The organism is Dyadobacter sp. HNCC25DJ185, assembly GCF_056895195.1.
The window spans coordinates 108,539-129,806 of the sequence record NZ_JBXHAR010000012.1 but is presented as its reverse complement, the minus strand read 5'-3'; the positions used below and the strand labels follow the sequence as shown (position 1 = coordinate 129,806).

The 21,268-nt window shown below is 43.1% G+C and carries 14 protein-coding genes; 2 read left to right on the top strand and 12 right to left on the bottom strand.

Annotation, left to right across the window (positions count from 1 at the left end; translation table 11 throughout):
• Positions 1-58 precede the first annotated feature (58 nt).
• Together AC1XUF_RS28280 and AC1XUF_RS28275 are read left to right on the top strand one after the other, a co-directional pair.
• Positions 59-736 carry a multiubiquitin domain-containing protein gene (locus tag AC1XUF_RS28280; RefSeq protein ID WP_483345228.1) on the top strand — a complete coding sequence of 226 codons (678 nt, stop codon included), beginning with the start codon at positions 59-61 and terminating at the stop codon, positions 734-736.
• Positions 737-1,013: 277 nt separating this feature from the next.
• A complete protein-coding gene (locus AC1XUF_RS28275) occupies positions 1,014-2,411 on the top strand; it encodes a HesA/MoeB/ThiF family protein (protein WP_483345227.1) in 1,398 nt (465 codons plus the stop codon).
• Between the two features lie 81 nt (positions 2,412-2,492).
• On the opposite strand, the gene AC1XUF_RS28270 is transcribed toward AC1XUF_RS28275, so the two are convergent.
• The 12 genes from AC1XUF_RS28270 to AC1XUF_RS28215 all read right to left on the bottom strand — a co-directional run bounded on the left by AC1XUF_RS28270 (position 2,493) and on the right by AC1XUF_RS28215 (position 21,190).
• Positions 2,493-2,615: a JAB domain-containing protein gene (locus AC1XUF_RS28270; protein WP_483345226.1), complete on the bottom strand. Its 123-nt coding sequence runs from the start codon at positions 2,613-2,615 to the stop codon at positions 2,493-2,495.
• A gap of 29 nt (positions 2,616-2,644) precedes the next feature.
• A complete protein-coding gene (locus tag AC1XUF_RS28265) occupies positions 2,645-2,875 on the bottom strand; it encodes a JAB domain-containing protein (RefSeq protein WP_483345225.1) in 231 nt (76 codons plus the stop codon).
• Positions 2,876-3,155: 280 nt separating this feature from the next.
• Complete coding sequence (locus tag AC1XUF_RS28260; protein WP_483345224.1) at positions 3,156-6,953, bottom strand: T9SS type A sorting domain-containing protein; 3,798 nt, start codon at positions 6,951-6,953, stop codon at positions 3,156-3,158.
• A gap of 43 nt (positions 6,954-6,996) precedes the next feature.
• Positions 6,997-8,001: a phage tail protein gene (locus AC1XUF_RS28255; RefSeq protein WP_483345223.1), complete on the bottom strand. Its 1,005-nt coding sequence runs from the start codon at positions 7,999-8,001 to the stop codon at positions 6,997-6,999.
• A gap of 40 nt (positions 8,002-8,041) precedes the next feature.
• Positions 8,042-8,554: a phage tail protein gene (locus AC1XUF_RS28250; RefSeq protein WP_483345222.1), complete on the bottom strand. Its 513-nt coding sequence runs from the start codon at positions 8,552-8,554 to the stop codon at positions 8,042-8,044.
• Positions 8,555-8,752: 198 nt separating this feature from the next.
• Entirely contained in the window at positions 8,753-10,462 is a 1,710-nt protein-coding gene (locus AC1XUF_RS28245) for a hypothetical protein (RefSeq protein ID WP_483345221.1), read from the bottom strand.
• A gap of 596 nt (positions 10,463-11,058) precedes the next feature.
• On the bottom strand, positions 11,059-11,658 hold the full coding sequence (locus AC1XUF_RS28240) for a TlpA family protein disulfide reductase (protein WP_483345220.1): 600 nt from the start codon (positions 11,656-11,658) through the stop codon (positions 11,059-11,061).
• A 1,419-nt stretch (positions 11,659-13,077) separates the two neighbouring features.
• The gene (locus AC1XUF_RS28235; RefSeq protein WP_483345219.1) at positions 13,078-15,408 is read right to left on the bottom strand and encodes an ABC transporter permease; all 2,331 of its coding nucleotides are present in this window, start codon (positions 15,406-15,408) and stop codon (positions 13,078-13,080) included.
• Positions 15,409-15,492: 84 nt separating this feature from the next.
• Entirely contained in the window at positions 15,493-17,586 is a 2,094-nt protein-coding gene (locus AC1XUF_RS28230) for a hypothetical protein (protein ID WP_483345218.1), read from the bottom strand.
• A gap of 96 nt (positions 17,587-17,682) precedes the next feature.
• A complete protein-coding gene (locus AC1XUF_RS28225) occupies positions 17,683-19,503 on the bottom strand; it encodes an O-antigen ligase family protein (protein WP_483345217.1) in 1,821 nt (606 codons plus the stop codon).
• 39 nt (positions 19,504-19,542) lie between these two features.
• A complete protein-coding gene (locus AC1XUF_RS28220; protein WP_483345216.1) occupies positions 19,543-20,019 on the bottom strand; it encodes a hypothetical protein in 477 nt (158 codons plus the stop codon).
• Between the two features lies 1 nt (position 20,020).
• Positions 20,021-21,190 (bottom strand): DUF4221 family protein, encoded by a 1,170-nt coding sequence (locus AC1XUF_RS28215; RefSeq protein WP_483345215.1) that lies wholly within the window; start codon positions 21,188-21,190, stop codon positions 20,021-20,023.
• Between the last annotated feature and the right edge of the window lie 78 nt (positions 21,191-21,268).

Here is a 21,268-nt window from a genome sequence, read left to right as displayed (position 1 = left end):
TTTGCTTGATATATTTAGCAAATTGGACTAGGTTTGTCTGTCAAATAACTTTAACAACATGAATAATTCACAAAAGGGGGCAGACCTTTCAACTGCCAGCAAAGAACTTCTCCTGATAATTGAGGAGAACAAGATCCAATGGCCAAATCAGTATATCACTGGTAGAGAGGTCCGAGAGCTTGCAGGAGCTTCGAGAGAAGTTGAGCTTTTCCTGGCTATCAAAAAGCCGTGGGAGGACGAACTTATAGAAGAGGATGATCAAGTAAATCTTGCACGTCCTGGAATCGAAAGGTTTTACTTCAAACACATTTTGATTCTTACCATCAATAGCCGGGAGTATAAATGGTATGAACAGTATATAACGGGAGCACAAATAAGAGAATTAGGCCAAATCCCAATAGGCCATGAAATTTTCTTAAACATTAAGAAGCCGTGGAAAGATGAATTAATAGATGACAGCACGATAGTGGACTTAGCCCGCCCGGCAATTGAAAGTTTTTATTCAAAGGAAAGCACCACAAAGTTTGTTGAAATTAAAGTAAACGATCATTTCCGAACAATTATGCCTGGACTAAGAACTGTGGTTGAAATTAAAAAAGTTGGAAATGTTGATTTATCTGAGGAGCTGGAACAATTGATCGATCAGAAACTCACTCCACTAGCTGATGATGCAGAAATTGAGATTGTAGGTGGCGAGATTTTCTTTGGTCATGTAAGAGATGGTCAATCGTCATAGTAATGGAGATGGATTTCCCACACGATCAGATTTCAGAATTGAAACAAATAACCCCCTTCATTAGCCGAGCTAGTGAAGGAGGTTATGAGTATCTACATCTGAAAAGTTTAAAACTTCCGGATGGTTGTTCACCGTCAGAGGTAGATGCGCTGCTATGTCCCGCACCAAGGGAAGGATATAATTCTCGATTATTCTTTTGCGCTAAAATAACTGGAGGTCCAGAGAGAAACTGGAATGGAAACTTACGGGCTCTTGGCCAAAACTGGTATGCAATCTCGTGGCAGACAGGAACAAATCTCAGATTAGCGGAAATGTTAATTATTCATTTAAAAGCTTTAAAAAACTTATGACTATTACGAAAGTTAAAATCAAAATTCCAAGGGTTCTTTATAATACCATTATGGCGGACCTGGAAAGACCTCACAAACATGCATTCGAAAGAGTTGGTTTTTGCTATTCAACCACATCCTACATTGACGGAGATACTGCCATTCTTACTTTTAAAGATTATGAGCCTGTCCTTGACGACAATTACAATGATGACGACAAAGTTGGTGCAAGCATAAATTCAAATGCCATACGATCAGCCATGCAGACATGTTTGGACCATAGTTGGGGAGGCTTCCACGTTCATCTCCACAATCACAACGGAGATCCGAGTCCCAGCAAAATAGATAGACATAGTTTACCAGGAGTCGTTGGGAGTCTTTCAAACGTCTGTGGGGATCAGGCGACTGGCATCCTGATTCTGAGCAAAGATTCATTCTACGCGTCTGTAAAGTTACCCGGTCAGCTAGATTGGTTATTACCACAGTCCATTTCTGTAATCGGCTATCCGTTGAAAGTGCGTTTCCCCGAAACTGAAACAATTGACACGTTCGATAGCTTTGACAGACAATCATTTTTGGGAGAAAACTCTGCATTAGTTTTCCAAAATATTCGAGTTGGAGTCGTCGGACTTGGGGGCGGAGGCTCACATGTGATACAGCAGCTAGCACATTTGGGAGTAAAAAATTTATGCATTTTCGATGATGACTGTATCGAAAATTCAAATTTAAATCGTCTTGTGGGCGGAACAAAAATGGATGTACATGAAAGTTCTCGCAAAACAAAGATTGCTGAAAGGATGATAAGGGGTGTTTTGCCTAATGCAAATATTATTGCCGTAAGCTCGAAGTGGCAAGAAAACCCAGAAGAACTTCAAAAATGCGATATTATCATTGCTGGTGTTGACACATTTTACTCACGAGCTCAACTGGAGGCGGAGTGCAGACGATATTTAATACCCTACATTGACATTGGAATGGACGTTCATCAGACTGCAAAAGGTTTTACAATGTCAGGTCAAGTAATTTTATCTATGCCTGGTATGCCCTGTATGAAGGCAATGGGCTTTCTGAACGATGAAAAACTTGCAGCCGAGGCAGCCAAATATGGGGCAGTAGGAGGAATGCCACAAGTAGTCTGGCCAAATGGAATATTGGCTTCCTCTGCTATAGGAGTATTTGTGGATCTCGTTACTGGCTGGAGCAAGCAAGAAAATAAATTGGTTTATTTATCTTATGACGGAAAATCAGGAGTTCTGTCTTCACATATCCGACTGCAGTACATAGATCCAAGTATTAGCTATTTCGACTTACGGGACACGGGCATTGTGAAATTTCAAACCCTGTAAAATGGTAATATTAAAAGTTGGTCATTCGTATAATGGTGAAGTGCATATAAATGCACTTCACCAAAACTTACTTTTGATGTTCTAACCCATCTGTCCTTCGTCCGAAAACGAGCAAAACCCTTCCGCAGCAACGATCAGATGATCCAAAACCCGGATATTCAGTAACTCTCCGGCTCCTACTCTCGGTAATATACATATCAGCATCACTCGGCACGAGCTGCCCGGAAGGATGATTATATGCCAGGATTACCCCTTGCTACTTCTGCTTTCAAAGCAGCAGCAAAAACGATCCTTACATCAGCACTTGCGCCTGAAATACCACTTTTGGAAACTTCAAAAATCCCCAGCACGCGACTGGCATTGTTCAATAGCAGTATCTTGAACGCTTCAATAAATTCAAGTGCGACGGAGCTTTCGCCGTCGTGGAACAGCGGTCGCGGTTTTGTACCACTTTTAGGTCGCATTCGCAAAAGGGTGACCAATTACCCAAAAATCAGCTACTAATAACAAAACAAAAAAGTCTGCAAATCATTGATTTACAGACTTTCAGTGGAGATGCGGGGATGCAAATTGAACACTTTACCAGACTTTTAACACGAATACAGACGATTAAACTGGAAGCTGATTGGTCCTGAAATCAAGCGTCAGTTTGCGTGTTGTGTTCTTCGCGTGTATCGGTCCTGGTCGCCGCACGTGCGGTCCATCCAAGTGCACAGATAAGCCCATTTTCCGCCCTTTATCCCATTATTCTTTAATCAGCTTGATCATGTCACCGTTTTGGGTTTTAAGGAAATAGATCCCGGGTACTAACCTCCCGGTGTCCAGGCGGTTAGTGCCTTTTTGAAGTTGCGATTCCGTAACGGTGTTGCCGGCTGCATTGATGAGGAGGGCATCTTGCAGTTTGTCTGAGGAAATCATCAGTTCGTGATGGAATGGATTGGGGTAGCCGATCGGCAAAACGGTGGATCGGTTAAAGTGCACCACTTCCAGCCGGCTATATGCGTATGAACCGTCCAGGTCCAGCATTTTCAGGCGGTAGTAGGCGGCGGGTGACGAACTGATTTGTGCGTCGGCAAAAGCATAGTTATCCTGGTCTTGATTGAAAGTGACTGTGCCGATGGTCTCAAAATGCTGGGCATCCTTGCTTCTTTCTATTTCAAAATGACTGAAACCTACTGCGTCTGCGATGCTCCAGTGCAGCTGCACGGCATTTTCAGAAGTATTCGCGTGAAAACTGACCAGACGCACCGGCAAAGGATTTTGGCTCGCCACAAAAAAACCACTGAAACCAACCACATTGAAGCTGATCTCCCATCTGCTGAATGCTGCATTCCAGACGATATCATCCGTTTCCGGCTTAATCATGGCTATTTCGCCAGAATACGACCCGGGCAGACCAGTGGATGAGGTTCCGTGATACTGGATGATGCTCAGGTTTCCTTTACCCGATCCATCGGCAGGGCCGGTCGGAAGTTTGCCGCCCGTTAATGACAGGTTGTAGGCATCAAAATCGGATTGGGTAAAGAACAATTTGATGCGGGCGCTGGAAGTTTCGGGATTGCTGGCTGGCAGAATGTCGTAATGCCGCGGAACATAGGCAACACCGCCGACTTTGATCACATCGGACGCTACAAAAACTTTCGCCTCCACACTTCCCTTTACATCGACATCACCATTGGGCTGAATCGTGGCAATGATCTGGCAATCAGGGGACAGGAATACGCTGGTGGAGCCTAATAGAACGGTCACAGAAGCTGCGCCGCCATTACCGGCAATCGGCGCGGCTTCCTTATTCGAAGTAAACTCGTATGCGCCTGCGTCCACCTGGTCGAAGTGAATCCGCGTCTTGAAAAGGATATCCAGCGAACTCACTACAAGTCCATTACGACCAATGTCGATACCGGGGCTGCATAGCGAGGGTTTGAGGCCATCGTCGGCAGTCATCCATTTGTCGTCGGGGCCGTCGGGATCGGATGCGTCGGCAAAAAGCGGGTCGGCATCCAGGTTGAAATCATTGGCGACACCGAAATCGCCCTGGATCAGCGAGTAACGTACCGATATCGTGCCATCCGGATCCAGTACTCCGGGCGATGCCGGAGCGGTGTTGCCCCAGATCAGTGAATTTTCTATCTTGGTTTGGCTGACAGCATAACAAAGTGCGGCGCCTCCCGAAGTGCTGGCCGCATTTTTCGCAATCGTACAGTTCACGAAGTTGGCTGTTGTTTGTTGAAACGTGCTGAAACCGGCACCATTGATAGCCGTATTTTGGGTAAACACCGTGTTGAAAATCACTGGACTTGAAAACAGTCCCTGAATGAAGATGCCACCACCCGCAAGGGCGTAATTGGCAGTGAAAACGCAATTGCTGATTTCGGGAGATGTACCAAATAAATGCGCCCCGCCACCGGTTGAAGCCAGTACAGCCGCTCCCCTCATGGTCGCCGTCGCAACCAGGTTGGCGTTGCCATCCCGGATGATAAACCCATCCAATCGAGCCTGGGAACTATTGCCGACGGATACAAAAACATGGTAAGCATTGTCGCTGGCATCACCGGGATTTCCGATATCACCGGATAGGATCGTTTGGTTCGTGCCTGGATTACGCTGGGACAATTCGGTTTCATTTCCTTCAAATCCTCCATAGATGGATACTTTGTCGATCAGGTAAAATGCCTGGTTCCGGGGATCTGAGCTGATGATTCCGTACGGCATGGCAGTCGGCTTGTAAGTCCCGGCTTTTACCCAGATTTCGCCGCCTGTTGTGCAATTGCCGGCGGCTGCCAATGCTTCGCTGAGTGTTCCCATCGGGCTGTCCCAACCGGATCCGTCGCCGCTTGCCCCGGAAGCCACATAAATCCGGCTGCTCAGTACCGACAAAGTGGCGAAATTGGAATTAACAGTACCGCAAGCATTGCCGAGTTCCACTTTGAACTCACTCCCGCTGTCCGAAGTTCCGGGGTTATGGACGGTCAGTGTAGCAGTGTTGGTACCCGAATATTTGGCATTATCCGTCAACAATTCATTTCCTTTAAACCATTTGTAAGCAGTTGGCGCATCGCCACTGTAACCCACGGAAAACGTCACCGATCCCGCGCCACTACATTGAACGAGGCTTGCAGGATGACTGCTGATACCCGGCGCGGCACCTGAGGAGATAGAAACCCGCGCTGTGACGTCGGAGGCGGTAAGGTTTCCGGCCAATACATTTACACTCCCATCGCCGGCACCCGCGGAAGTATAGCTGGCGGTAGCGGTACCATTGGCCTGAATGCTGGTTTGTGCATTGGATACCGTACCATTGACAGCCGCAAAACTGACCGGCAGTCCGATCAGCCGTACCAGATTGGCAGCGTCTATTAATGCATTACCCGAATTGCGAAGAAAACTGGCGGTAACCGATGTGGAAGCACCCGCCGTATAGCACAATGACGTACTCCCGGCAGCAGGCTTCAGCACCAGTTGCGGCTGGGTTACAAGTGTACCATCCCCGAAGTCCCCGAAGAGTCTCGCCCCTTCGCTGCATGTCCCCGCGCTCTGCGGATCGGTATTGCAGCCCCACCAGTTGTTGGTCGCACTCACGGCACCGCTATGCTGCTTTTCCACGCTCAGCGCTTCCTTGATCGAGCCATCGATGGTGTTACCCAAAAATGCATTGTAATGGATATCGGTCGTAAAACTGCTGGCAATCGTAATCGCCCCGCCCATGACGCCATTGGATGCGTGCGCAACGGAATTGTTTGAGAAGGAGTTCTTTTCGATGGTAATCGCATAGGAAGTGCTGGTTACGCCATATACAGCGCTGACAGCAACCGCGCCGCCCGAGGCTAAGTGCGAGGCGGAGACGGAATTGCCGTTAAAAGTACAATTGGTAATGACCGCGCTGCCCACCGCCGGGATCGGAGAAGAATAATAAGCAATCCGAATCGCACCTCCCGCTCCACTGTCCGATTCGTCAGACGGAACCACTACTGTGTTATTTGTAAAAATGCATTGATCCACCAAAATCGTCCCGCCTGCCATATTGGACAGCGCGCCGCCGCCGAAAGCACCCGCATGGTTGTTTTCAAATACACAGTTGGAAATGCTGATCGCATTGGCCGGGCCTCCGGAAAGAATGGCCCCGCCACCAAAGGAGTCCTGTGAGGAACCATTGGTAAACTTGATCCCTGAAATGGTGGCAGTCACGTTACTAATTTTGCCTGTAGGATTGATGAAAAAAATGCGGCCCTGATTCGAGGCCGTCATGTTGATGATCGTCAAAGCAGGTCCGGCACCGATAATGGAGATATCCTGCTGCTTATTACCCAATTCGATCGAGCCTAATGTCAGGTTATATGTTCCGGCCGCGACGTTGATGATATGCGGTCCGCCGCCCAACGCATCGGCTGCCTGGATGGCCCCTCTGAGCTGAGACTCACTCGTGCCGTCGGAGGTTTGTGTCACGTTGAAGACGTTACCTTTTACCGGCAATGCCAGACCGGCTGACAAAATGAGCCAGACAAAAATCCTGGAAAGAATAGGGTAGTAAAACTGAGTTTTCATCTGAAAGAGTTGATTGATCGTTTCGAATGGCTTAAAGCAGGAATCATCGAAATGCGCGGATCATGTATTCCATCGTCTGATAGGACATCATGTTGTTGTGCGGAAGATCCCCGCCCGTCACCCCGATCGCATCCGGGTGCATGACCGCACCGTCCCCCTTTTTTTCTGCAAAAGCAAATGGTGCCGGACGGAGGTTTTGTCTGCCCCAGAAAAGCTTCTCAGGCAACTGCGAGGTCGCGTCAAGACTGGCCAGGGGATGGTGTGCGTGACTGGGCATTTGTGACTTAGAGAGTGTAACCGTTGCCTGGCCCCCACTTTCTCCGAGTGCGTAGGGGCTGAGCCCGGGAGGGTTGCCAGCTCCAACCGCAGCACGCCCCCGCAGGTCAGGAAGTGCAAAGGTCGTTTTGCCATCCCCTCCATAAGTATCGAGTATGGCATTGTACAAATCCGAAAATGCGGGTATGGGCAGTAATCTTCCATCGCAGGGCAGCCATTTCCAGTGTTCCACCAAGTTCGGAAAAGCTCTTATGCTGCCCGGCTCATCCGCCACGCTTTCGTAGGCAACATCCGGGAAATTTCCCTGGGTTGCGATACAGTAATTGAGACTGAGATAAGGCGATAAATTGTCGTGAGGTAGTCCTTTTCCTACGGTTTCAAGAGCTGCCGCATTCATGGAACCGGTACTTTCGGTCCGATAGCCTACGTCAGAAGCCCAAAAATGGTCCGCCGGAGTGTCGGAATCAACGCCAAGCGTACTTGCAATTGCCTGATGCGAGTGCTTGGGCATTTCACCTTCGGTCAACGGATGCGAATTTTCTCCTCCTCTGGCAAAAGACGGATAACTGTTTCCACTTCCGATAATGACCTTGCCGCGCAAATCAGGAAGACCAAAAGTATGGATCCCGTCTCCTCCGAACCGGGTTCCCAGTAAGCTGAAAAGGGCCGACTGGATATTGACATAGAGGAGCGAGCCGTCACAAACTGCCCAACCTTCGGGGGCATAGGAAAAGCCAAATAATCGGATTTCAGAGAGTGTGAAATTTTCCATGTGGATTGTTTTTTTTTGAAATTAGAGAGGGGGTAAAGGGTTAAGACCGGTGCGGGAATAATCCGTATGGGCTGATAAAATAAGATAATGCGATCACCGGCATCCGGTTTTCATGGGATTGATCACCACCCGCAGGCTGAATACTTTCCGCGTTCATTGGAATGGAACCCGTTTTTGCGCTATACAAAAGCCCTTTGGTCGCAATCGCTGCCCAAACACCCCCGGTCGCATCTTTGGTGTTAGCGGTGTTGACATTGCTACACGCGGGCGTGTGCCGGTGGGGTGGTAAATGATCTGCTAAAAGTGTCACAGTTTCCGCCCCGCCGCTGGTCCCTACCGGGAAATCCTTACTGAAACCAAGCGGTATTCTCGAGCGCAGGTCTGGGAGCCCGAATGTATTGACCCCGTCCCCGCCAAATCTGGTACCTAATAAAGTGTAAAGGGCCTCGAATGATTTAATTAGCACGACAGAACCATCGCAGGGCAACCAGCCTTTGGGTACTTCTTTCCCGGCGAAAAGTTTAATTTCTCCCGCATACACAATGTCACTCATTTGTTTAATGGTTAAAAGGGTTGACTAAGAAAGGATACGTATGGCTCCTGCACCACCCATGTCATCCTGATGGGCTGGAAGCCTGCGCAATTAAGGAGAAGATGCTGGTGACAAGGCAAAAGGGCGCGTCACAAAAGCGTCACAACTATTGAAATAAACCTAATGCAGATCGAAAAGACACTACAAATCAGGCGCGAACTAGATTTGCGCGATCAAGTCCTCGAAACTGCTGTCGACCGGGACTTCGATTTTTTTAAGGAGGCGATATTTGGTCGTACGGACCGCCTGGCCGCTTACACCCAGCGTAGAGGACATGGCTTGGTAGTCCAGCCCCAGCTTTACTAATGCAATGAACCGTATTTCAGCCTGGGTAAGGTCCGGAAATTTATGTTTGAGGCGATCGAGATATCCTGTGTGGACTTTTTCAAACAGTTTTTTAAAAAACTCCCAGTCGTCATGCGTCAGGATTGTACTTGCTCTCAATTTGTCGAGGAGCGCGGTGTCCACACCTTTCACGCCCTGCGATTCGAGGTGCTGGATCAGCTGGCTTTTTTCCGATATGTTTTTGGCAAACTCTTCGAGCTGGCGGGTTGCATTGACAAGCTGCTGTTCCCTGATTTTGATTTCAAGTTCCTGATGACGCTGCTCCTGTAAATGGCGTTTGCTAAGCGTATAAAAGTAGTAGCATGACCCGGCAATCAGTAAGAAAACAATGACCATCAGCAGGTTTCGCTCGCGCGTTTTCAGACGCTTTTCCGCATCCGCTTTTTCCATGGCCAGCCGGTGTTCCTGCAACTCGATCTTTTGCTTTGCACGCATGATCCGCATCGCATTGAATTCCCTGGTGACACTGTCTTTCGCAAAGATCGCCGAGTCGAGATAGGGGCCGGCCAATCCGGGCGCGCCTTTCGCCGCATACAGTTTGCTCAGCAGCGGATACAGGTCCTGGTAATGTTTGTAACGGTCCGATTGAGCCATGGAAAGACATTTCCGGGCCAGCAGGGCCTGTTGCTCTGCCTGCGCCAGCTTATTGTGTTTCAGGGAAATATCGGCCAGTGTGATCAGCGAGCCAGCTGCCAGGCCATAGTCTTTTTCTGCCAGTGCCAGATCCACATCCGCCTGGAGAAATGGTATTGCTTTTTCGTATTCGTTCCGTAAAAAATGATTTTGTCCAAGTCCGCCGCTGGCGATCCCTTTCCAGGTTCTGTAATTGACGCTGGCCGTATCGGCCATGATTTTGCGGTAGTAATAGTCTGAAGAATCCAGTTTCCCCAACTGCCGGTAGATCTTCCCTATCGAATACAGGGCTGAATTCCTGCCGCCCCTGGGGTCATTGTCATATTCAAGCCGCAGGATCTGATTGAAAAGATGCAGGGCTTTTCCGTAGTCCGAAAAGTTATGATATGCCTGCGCCATATTCTGCAGGTGGTATACCTTATCAGGCAATTCTTTGATACTGATCTGTTCAAGGAGTTGTTCCAGGAGCATGTAGGTTTCAAAACCCAGTTCATAATTTTTCAGCGTGAACCAATAATAATCCCCCAGTACCTTATTTGCCCGCGCGCCGATCTGCCGGTTTTGCTGAGCCGCAGCTCTTTCCGTTAATTTTCGAATCGACCTTACAATGGCAGCTGTTTCATTCTTGTGCCAGTAGGTCATGTAATATGCTTTCAGTAAATCAGTTTCCAGTTCCAGGTCTGTGTCACCCTGTTGAATGGCCAGTACCTTTAAGGAATTGGCTTCGCGAAATGCCGATACGGAGTCGGGGTTGCTCATGGCCCGGATGTAAATCTTCCCGACTTCCGTATACCGCTGAGCGTACGTTTTGTTCAACAGCTTTTCATGCTGGCCCTGAACCTGACCTGATAAGGCGAGTAAAACTGATATGCACGAGTGGAGGAAACGCATTACCTAATAAGACGACAGGTTACAAAAATACTTTTCCAGTCGCGAAAGGATATACGTTAACACAGATATTTACATTTATTCCGCGCACCGGCGACCCGGCCTGGTCTGCGCGACGCGGTTCAGAACAGTGAAACCCTGCGCCTTCTACATGCAAAAAGCCGTCTCCCAAATTGGAAAACGGCTTTCAGTGGAGATGCGGGGATTCGAACCCTATCGCCATATAATTCATTATCAAAGACCTATCTACATGCAAAATTTTGTAGCCCCGAATTCGTCCCTCGTTGCGTTACCAGCAATTTCTCAAACGAATTTCCTTTATATAAAGATACACTAGTTCATTGGACTAGCAAAATGAATGATGCGCTGCCTACAACTTGAGAGCTTGGCAGCCGTACCGCTATCAGGTGCTCCTCTAGACCAGCTGGCTGATAAAATCCAGATGTCAAATAGTCATCCTTCAATATTGAACTGCCAAGGCGAAATCTAAACTCAGCCTATAAATAGAAGTAATAACCAAGCAAAAAAGCAATCATCTCAAAAAGTCAGAAAAAAACAACATGTCTCGTACTGAAAAACCCTAGCTTCGAAAAAGGCCGTTATTGATTACCAACTAAATTCGCCAACTGTCCAGCACGCGTTTCGGACGATGGGCGGTCCGCATTTGGACTGATAATCTTGCCTTGCTTGTCTATTAAAATGTATCTTGGAATTCCGGCTATATGGTAGGCTTGCCATACAGATTCTGGATTGTCAGACGACGACTGATTAATATGAATTCCTGCCGGGAGATCGCCCTTTGCAACTGCTTTTTTCCAAGTGTCAACATTTCGGTCTATGGAAACATACAAGAAAACTATCCGATCATTGTAGCCTATACGTTGTATAAGTTTTTTCGAGAAGTGAAATTCCTCCTTGCATGGTACACACCAGGTTGCCCAGACATCGACATAGAATACTTTTCCTTTTAGGCTACTTAACAATACTTCGCCACCGTTTATATCTATACCCTTAATTTCGGGAGCATCTTTCCCGGAGCCAATCGAACGCCAAACGTGATACCTACTTTCTAGTTCTTCCGCAAGCTCATCAGTAATGCCCTGTGATTTTAAACTGTTAAACAATGAATCAGCGTAATTTGTAATACCATTCATCGCTACCCAATAATCCAAATTCTTGCAACGTAGTAATTGAATCATCTCTGGTTTTAGATCTTCTTTTAATATTTTATCATCAACATAGCTTGGCAGTATTTTGTTAAGCTCGCCGGGCTTATATCCTTTATGTGCAACATATGCTGGAAGAATGCACCGGGTTTAGAGCACTGTTGGCAGGTACATCAAGGGATATTCATACAACCCGGATTTAATTGCAAGAGGCTCATAGGTGATGTTTTTGATTGTATTCCGTAACGATGTTGGAATCTTCGGGCTATCATTAGCAAATGCAAAAGTCTACTTCATAAGAAGCAAGTTGATTTTATTTTTAATTTCTAGCAGTGTGCACAATTCATCAGATAGCACAATTTTTTTTGCTAAATTTTTTAAATGAACTTCATATTCAAATTCAAGTGAATCGTGCAAGGCAAGAAAAACATTTATATCTTGAAGAAAAAATGGCTTACCACCAAACGAATCATATTTTAAACGTAACGCTCTAGCTTGCTGGATATATTCATTAATTCTACCCGAACGACCAGAAAAAGTGATAACGTCCTCGCCGTTTTTTTACTTAATGAAACTCCAATACTATCCCCTGGAATTAGCGGCAAGGGAATGACAGTTTTTCCTACGATCAAGTCAGCAAAAGTTGTCGCATTAACTTTAAGATCAATTTGTTTTGAACCATTTGGTGGAACCACCGAACTATACAATAATGTCGATATAGCTCTTGGCTTAGCAATTTGTATTCACTGGCCAACAGCATTTAAATCATGAAAGTGTATAGTGACATCACTCTTGTCAGGCAAGGCAAAAACATTGGTACTGAAAAATACTACGAGTAAAAAGGCAGCCTGCGCCCGAACGCGAGTTCTACCTAGCAGTGGACAGAAAGTTATTTTTCTCATATAAAAACTAAAAGAAAGTTTAAAACACATTTATTAGTTACTCAGTAAAGGGTACATAAGTTGCATCATTCTGAACACAGTTGACTTTTATTCTAGGAAAGCCCGCCATCCGCCAGCGTGTCTTACATATGTCTTCGTCAGTTACTCTGTTGCAGCACAAACAGTAAAATCCATATCGTATAAAACTACTATGCTTTGGACAAAAAGTGGTTTAACTTTTGGATAAATTAGTAAGTGAATCGCTAATGGCGATTATGGCAGATATTAATGCCGATCCTATGACACCTGAATTTTCTAAATGCCGTATCGATTCATATTGAGATATTTTTTTGATTGTTTGCATCTCGGATAAAATACTATGTCCTTCCTTCCATGAGGCCGCCAATTAACTGAGTTGATGATCCGGGTAATTTTTTAGCAGATTTTTGTGGGATTTGGTACAGAGTTGTCAATGAAGAATAAGGTCGGAATTTTAAGTCCAATCCCAGGAGGCAATGTGCCGAAATTTTGAAGAGGTCTTTACTGATATTTGTTTCAGATTTATCATTGACTAATCAGTTCTCAACGACTTTACGGGATTATTTTTTGTCGCTTTCAATGAATGATAAAGTATTGGCAAAACACCAATTACAACAATAACAGCACAGCCTAAAAAGTACTTCCATATTGGGATGTCTACTCGATATGCGAAATTGGCTAACCATTTATTTTGTAAATACAACACGGTAGGAATTGCTAGGAGGGTAGCAGCCGTTATATGACTAATATATCTTTTCGACAGCATCTGAACTATTTGCCAATCGGAAGAACCAACAATTTTATGGATTGCGATTTCCTTGGTACGGTTTTGTGCGGCAATCATGCACAAACCAAATAAGCCAATCAGGCAGATGAAGATCACCGCACTGGTAGCAATCGCTATTATTCGCTTCCAGTTGCGATTGGATGACAGATAATTTGTGTTTATAGATTTTAGAAAACTATATTTAAAAGGTTGATAAGGAAAAGCCTCTTTGAATAAAATTGAAATTTGCTGGCGCAAAGGTTCATTTATTCCGGATAGCTTCATCTTAATAACTCCAGATGGGAAACTCGTATTCGGATACATTCTCAGAATCAGAGGTTTAATTTCCTGTTCCGCCGATGCAGTATGATAATCCTTTACTACTCCAATTATCTTCATCCGTGAATTGCTCCAAATAAATTCAACTACGCTTCCTAAAGCTCTATCGCCCAATTGTGCTCGTTTGACAAAAGTTTCATTAACTATGATGCCAGTAGTGGAGTCGGTTGAAAGCGATTTCAAAAAGTTTCGTCCACTATCTAACGTTATGTTTAGGGTATTGAGATAGTCTTCGTCAGTAGAAATTGTCTCACAATCAATTTCAATGTTATTGACAACGATTTTCTCCACTTTTTCATCAAACTGAGCGCAGACATTTAGAATTCCTGAGTTGCTAGCAAGCTTGGTTTTGAAAAGCCTAATATCATCCATACGAGAAGGCATGGAATTTGTTATTACCATCACGTTCTCATCATTATATCCTAATTTCAGATTCTCTATAAAATTAAATTGAGTGAACACGACCACGGAAGAGAGCAGAAGAGATGTTGCAACATAAAATTGGACAACAACCAACGAAAGACCGAACCTTCTTTTTAGCTGGTTGCTTACCGATAAGTCTTTGACAGGATTAAACCTCGACATAATAAAGGCCGGGTAGTATCCAGAAATGATACATGTTCCAACTAATAGTGCTAAAAATGTAATACTCATCTTAGCTCCAAGGAAATCGTGCAGTTTAATGTGTCTAACTGCCATCCAATTTAGACTAGGTAACATCAATACCGAAAGCATCAAAGCAATCATAAAAGAAACTACACATAGCAAAAATGATTCCAATACAAACTGAAAAATAATCGCGTTTCTACTGCTACCTATGACTTTCCGAACCCCGACTTCCTTACTTCTGTTGACGGCTTGCGACAGAGTCAAGTTGACAAAATTAATACTAGCAATTGCTAGAATAAATGAAGCGATTATGATTAAAATGGAAGAGTATAGAGCGTCGCTACTATCATTCAGTCCATTCTTGTCTTCCATATACTCTTTGTCGAGGTGAATATCGAGGAGACTTTGTAAATGAAACCAAATTTTCATGTCAACCTTGGCATTTTCCCTTATCATGCTTAATTCCGCCCTAGCCTTAATATTGAAAAGGTCGTTAATTTTTTTTTCAATCTGAGACACATGTGCTTCGGAATCAATAAGAACGAATGTATTCAAATAAAAGCCGGTCCATTGATTGTCTCCTGAAAAATCCTTATTAGATTGATAAGGTAAAACTATGCCAAATTTTATACTAGAATTTGAGGGAGGGGCTTTCGCGATGCCGCTTACCACGAAGGACTCAAAGTGGTCATCACGAAAAACTTCAAAAAACTGACCGACCACATCCTTTTTTCCAAAATACTGCCAGGCAACTTCCTCTGTTATTACCGCATTGTTTAAATGTTTGAGAACTTCTGTCGAGTTGCCAAATGAGAGAGGAAAAGAGAATGTTGTAAAAAAGTTTGAGTCGGCGTAGAGGATATTTTCGTTCTGTACTGTTTGACCCTTACGCACAGAGCTTTTAGAAGAAAAAAAACGAACAACATCTTTAATTTCGGGAAATGATTCCTGAAATACTCTTCCGTGGATATTATTAGTGTATCCGATCTTTCGTATATCCGCGCCCTTCTGGTCGACATCAACAACCAGTCTATAAAGTTCGTTTTTATTTTTGTGGAAGTGGTCATAGTCATATTCGCTATTAACGAACAGGGCTATCAAAATGCAGAAAGCTATCGCAAGACTAAGTCCCATGATATTAATAACCACATACCATGGTCGTTTTGAAATTGACCTTCGGAATATTTTTGAAAAATTTGCTAACAACGTAATTTAGACAGATAAGTTTTCGAATTAGTTATTTAGAAAGACCTGTCTATTGTGATTGTAGACGAAGGATAGTTCTTCTTTCCCGGCGGTGATGTTCCTTAGCCAGTATAAGGTGCTGGACGGAATGCCTTTGAAATCAAGGAAGTTTGCTTCTGCCATTTTAATACCTGCATCGTGCCACCCTTTATCATAAAAGTAAAGTTGGTATCTGTCGCCCACTACGATCCCGTTATTTGAGTTTCTAGGGGCAAAGCGAATTTGCTTTATCTGCCTGGCATCTTTCAGGTCAATGGCTAGCTCGAAAGTATTGACAAATGTTTCCAAGTTCATATCGAAAGCATTTCTGTAGTTCTGCTGAGTTTTCATGGGTAAGGCTTCGATTCTAATCAGATTCCTAGCGTCTTGTCTTGTCTTCGTATAGACTCCCGGTTGTGACGCCAAACTCGTATTTTCATCGTCGGCACTTGACGTAAAGACTTCAAACGTTGCGACATTTAATGGTTTTTTGGGATTAGCAATCACACGGACATATCTAAATTTTTGCCTACTTTGAATATCGATCGCTTTGACTCCAAAGTCTTTTAAATCAGCGTATGTTAGTTGATGTAACAGGATTGTTTTTGAAAATTCTTTGTCATTAGCCCCTTCGATCTTGGCGCCAATCATGTCTTCCATAAATTTTACCAGATTTTCCTTTTCAGGATATTTCCTGGTTAGATGTAATTTGATCATTTTCTGATCTGGCTCAATAAATTTGGCCAGGCCATTTCCGTCGACAAAAAACGGCTTTGTAAATGGTATAAATGAGCTGTTATTGTAGGTACCAGCTATATAGACCGCGTTGACGGGGACCTTCGAAAATTTTGCTTTTGCTTCACTGGGGAAGATTTGACCCCAACCAATTGGTTTCCAACCCTTGGGGCTAAATATTGCTAAATAGGCAATACCGACATCATTCTGGAAATTCGGCGCATCGATTGTGAGATTGCTTACCTTGTGATATTCATCGGTTACATCTTTCAAAAAAGGATCATCGAAAATGGCAGGGATTGTCTCACCCTTCTTCTTTAAGGTATAGGGACACGATTGAGGCTTAAAAGTTTTTCGATATACCTTTGAAAACATTTTTGCATGGTTGGTGTCACCCAATGCTTGCCATTTAGGCGTAAAATGATGGAAACGGCCACATGTGTCCATTACTGAAACACCAAAATGCAGTTTGTCGCGATTAAAAAAACCCGTTGTAAAGTCCATAACTGCTGGAATTCCGCAGGCGTTCAGAATTTTAACTGTCCACTCAGAATGTCTGTCACAATCGAACTTATAAAATTGGAGGATGTCGTAAAATCCCAAGGGACCCAAATTCCTCCCTTTATCCTCAAAAGCATCTAAGCAATATATATAAAAGTTTAACCTCCGTACTGCGGCTTGAAGGCTAAGGTTATTGCCAGAATGGAGTAGTTCGTAAAACTGATGGCTTAGAAACTTAGTATTGAGGCTAAGCTCCTCATTACTGCAGCGGTATGAAAGTACGGTTTCTAAAAAGTCCGAAAATTTCAAGTTTTTACAAAAAGGAGAGGATTTCCATACAAGAAAAGCATTATCGATATGATCTATCAGCTCTGCAGCCTTGATATATCTAAGGTCTAGAAAAATTCCTCTTTCTGATTCATTAATATCAACCGTCTGTAGTAGCTCCGAATGACGATCCACGGCAGATTCAAACAAAAGGCGTTTATTTTCAAAATTCCTTACAGTTGTATTGTCACCGTATTTTGTTGCGATCAAGGAATCTAGGTAATCGGGTGTAGGATTGAAATCCTGGGTATCTAACGCTTGATGCATATATTCCTTGAAAAGAAACATAGGCATCTCCTCGGCTTTTGATGCTGTGTCCGCAAAGTATGTTGCAACAGTAATGCTATCGAGAAAGTTAAAAGATAGTTTCGCTAATGGCGGTACGTAATTTATTCTCTCCTTCGAATAATGAATCTTCATGTGAGTTACCAAAAACTGAACGGCCTTTAACTTTAAGCTATCTTCTGGCTTGTTGCTAAAATGGTTCAGTGCGAGAATTATTTCCTTACTATTGTCACCGGCTTCCTTCAAAGAACTCATGAGCCCCTTGTCTTTCTCATAATCTTTCTTTGTGCAAGAACTGAGAAGTAACAATATTACGAAGATCCTATACGTCATCGGCTATCGAGATAAAACTTATTGTGTTATATTAGTCATTTCGCTGAGCATGAAGTCAGTAGCCTCGGACGTAACTGCAACTGGCATTTGCAGCACTTCTTTGGCGACGATTCGGGCTCTAACAGTATCTCCGCTTTCTAAGTAAAATTTCGCGAGCATGAACTTTGGATACATCTTCCCTGGACTCAGTAATACGGCTTTTTTGAAGTTTTGCTCACTTAATTGCAAAGAATCTGTATGTTGATAAGCCTCGCCAAGATTTAGATACAGGAATGGGTCGGATGTTTTGCTTTTAGCACTAGATAAAATCGTAACGGCCCGTTGGTAGTTACCCAACAAGCTAAATAACTTGCCCTGGGCAAGTAGTACTTCCGGTTTGTTGGGCAAAAGCTTCGCTGCCTTGGAATATAACTTTTGAGCATGAGAATATGAATGCGACATCATTTCCACCTCGGCACGCTTCCATAATATTTTTCCTCTAATAATATCCAATTCGTTAAGACCCAAGAAACTTGTGAAAACGAACATCAAAATGATAAATGAATAGTGTGCTCTGACTTTCACTTCTCTTTGCAGGATCGGTGCCCTTATTGTCCTTGCTGAAATAATAGCGATAAGTAATACCAATTGATGCCAAATTGCTATGATCTCAAAGGGGTATGAAAAAAATGCGCAAACCATAAGACACAATAAGGCGCATGCTGACACAGTAGACAAAATATCCATTCCATATCCAAAGCCGCGAAACAAAGTGAAAAATACTAAACACAAAAAAGTTACAAGTCCAAGCAAGCCTGTTTCAGTCCAGATTTGGAGATAGTCGTTAAATGCATAGTCCACATACTCCGAGAGTCTAGATGAGCTTAGTTCAGCATCTTTGCCGGTAGCATACAAATACTGCATTTCTCCAAATTGGTGTTTGAAATGACTAAAACCGACAGGTCGAAAGTCATTTCGAAAGAGATAATCAATTGTCACTTGCCAAGTTGACAACCTCCCAAATGCAGACTTCGCCCTGTAGTCGATTAGAAAATAGAAAATTATCGCCAGTAGAACGCAAGACATCAAGAAAAATCCAATCTTTCTGCGGGTTGTCTGAGTTAAACAAATAGCGCCAAGTTGATGCCTGTATTTCGCTATTAGCATCGAACCTATGCCGAATAGAGTACCTAGCCATGCGGCCCGCGACTGAGTCGACGGAAGCAATATCATGCCTCCAACGACCACCAGACGCGAGATTGTGACACCAACGGCTGGATGGAAGGTAAAATTAAAATCAAATAGAAGGAGGCCTGCGCACAACACTACATTTGTTGCAATGAAAATCGATAGCGGGCCAGGATTATGAAAGGTTCCCGAAACTTTAAATCCACCGTGATTACTGCCAATGACATCGAACAGCTGCAATTGAGCAATCACTATTTCTATTAAACCTTGAATCATTAGGCAATACAGAACCGTTTCAAGAAATGCAGTCCCAAACCGATCTGTTGCAAGGATGTTACGAATAAGTATTATCGATACTAATGAGATTACCCTGTTTAGAACATTCTCATCGAGAAATGGATACTGTAAATCAGATGAAAGAATTACAGAAAAAATGTATGCGATTACTAGTAGATCCCAAATCTCGATCTTGAATGGGGATTGATCTATGATCTTGAGAATTAGGAAAAGTGAACAAAAAAGAATTGAGGCTAAACTGAAAAAGCTGATCTTTGCCTCAGACACGCTATTTATAAATCCCTGATATTGAATCAAAGGTGTTAATGATAATGTGATAAAACTGGCTAGAACTGCCCAACGAGACAACCGTAAAATGCTAATAGAAACTGACATAAAGTTTACTAACGCTTAGTTTGACTATGAAACACTTAATTAATTCATATCATAGTGTTCTCGAATAACGTAGATATTGTCTTGAAATAGCCAATCCCAGTATTCTACTTCTCCGTCGTGGCCTATCTCGACGAGACAGTTTTTTGCAAAATTTAATCCATATTTTTCTAAGGAGTATTCTTTGTCTGCAATCAGTTTGATCGACTTATCAAATTTCTCCAAGAGCTCTTCTTTTAACGAATTATTATCCATAGATAGAAGGACTATTTTTTGAAATTTTTGAAATTCTTTTTTCTTTCCAATATCGTTTATAAGTTGTATTGTTTCATGAGTGCATGAACCGCATCCCCCTGATATTATAAATACTAGGCTTGGTCGTTCTTTCATCGACGTTTTATTTAAAGACAAATATTCGTCAAGCTGTGATGTCCTATTAAATTCCTTCCTGGCATCTTTCGAGTTGCAGCTGTAAAAAATATAAAAGGCTAGTAAGGCTAATAATGTTTTGAATCTCATATTATTTAAATTTAAATATATCCCATTCGATAAGATCTGGATTCTGGCCTTTTCTTTTCGGATGCGAAGGGCTCAGATATAAGCCTTGCTCATCCACGAAGAAATTTTTTGGCACATAATAGTTCCTAGGTAAAGCTATTTCTTCTATCACTCGGAGATCCATGTCCAATACCATTAAGTAAAGGGGCTTATCGATTAATCCATTAAATGTCACGCCGTTTTGTAAGGGAATTCCACCCCAATGCAAACGATAGAAAACTTTTCGATACTGATCAAATATTGGTTCGAAAAATTGAGTGTTTTCGACAGCGTGGTTAATCCAGAGATCTTTATCGGGTTCATCAAAGGACAGTATACTAGCCAAATTTGGTGAAAACTTACTTGGGCATCCGACCACGTTGATTTTTTTAGTAAGGAAATTAAATAGGTATATATTAGATTCATGTTGGTAGTTGTACACAAGTATTGAATCGCCAATAATATTCGAGCTTTTAAAATTCAAATAAGATAGAAATCCAACATTGCCATTAACATCCTTATAATACTGGGAGTATTCTATAGGAAGATGTTCAAACGATTTGCTAACTAAATTGAAAGAGGTAATGATCCTACGCTGTGGATTTAACTGAGCAGGATACACATTGAAAAATAATATCGTTTTACTGATCGGCCGATAACTCAACTCAAAATTTCCACTACAAACCAAAACTCCGTACTCATTAGCAAAACTTGTTTCGCCAACTTGATCTTTTATATTATAATATCTTTTTTCAACACCTAGAGAATTGACCAGCTGTATTTTTCCGGAATTGTAGATAAAAATTGAATCGGGATGGTGATAATCAAAAGCTTTTACATCTTCGACATTATTTAACCCAGAATGGCTCAATGTTACTTGACCGGTAAATGTCATCGTGGTTAGATTAAATATATCAAGCTTATGTTTTTCTCTATTATAACCTATAAAATAAGAAGTGTCGTTGAGAATTTTATACTGAAATTCATCATACAGTTTTTTGTTGAGGGAATCAAGCCTGATATGAACTGTTGAAATCGTGTGGTGCAGTTTTTCTCGAGGAGATATTTTTCCATCAATTAAATAGCTATGCTTCTCTTGACAGGAAAGCAGTACATATGCTAAGAACAGAAATTTTAGTTGTCGGATACACATAACGAATCAGTTTTACGTAAAAAACCCGACAAGGCATTGTTCCAAAATGTGAACAATATCTTGTCGGATAACAGTAAA